The organism is Chitinophaga sp. 22308, from assembly GCF_052045305.1.
In the GTDB taxonomy this organism is placed as follows: Bacteria; Bacteroidota; Bacteroidia; order Chitinophagales; family Chitinophagaceae; genus Chitinophaga; species Chitinophaga varians_A.
Window position 1 is genome coordinate 1 of the sequence record NZ_JBQEOP010000022.1, and the last position, 658, is coordinate 658.

The 658-nt window shown below is 49.1% G+C and carries 1 pseudogene; it reads left to right on the forward strand.

Features of this window, described 5'->3' with window-relative positions:
• Positions 1–658, forward strand: a pseudogene (locus tag ACTJJS_RS33500) (DUF6443 domain-containing protein); the annotation flags it as partial.

The window sequence follows — 658 nt, forward strand, 5'->3', positions numbered from 1 at the left end:
GATGAAGACGGTGGCCAGGTGGCGGAATATAAAGACAAATCCGGCCGGGTGGTACTTAAAAAAGTCCGGGTAGCTGGTAACGCCGGCACCGCTCATATGGGATGGCTGTGTACCTATTATATCTATGATGACCTGAATAACCTGCGTTTCGTGATTCCGCCGTTAGGCGTGGAGAAGATCACCGGTAGCTGGAATACAGCCGCTATCGCTGATGGCTTGTGTTTTCAATATAGCTACGATGGCAGAAACCGGATGATTACTAAAAAGGTCCCTGGTGCAGGCGTAGTAGAAATGGTGTATGACGTGCGTGACCGATTGGTATTTACCAGGGATGCCAACCAGCGAGCGTTGAACCAGTGGCTTGTTACCTTTTATGATGATCTGAACCGCCCGGTGGAGACGGCACTCTATAATAGAGATATCTCTCGCGAGGCTTTACAGACCCAGATGAACGGAGCAATTGCCAATACAGGCAACAGCAGCTATGTTTTCCCTGGAATAGCAGATTTGACAGTAGCTTATTATGACCGTAACCTCTATGAAGCTACTAATTCGGTGACGCTGGAAAGTGGTTTTGATACGGGGAGCGGCGCAGATGCCGATATCAACATTAACCCTTCTATGAACAACGGCGGGGTGAACATGGTCGTCTCCAATC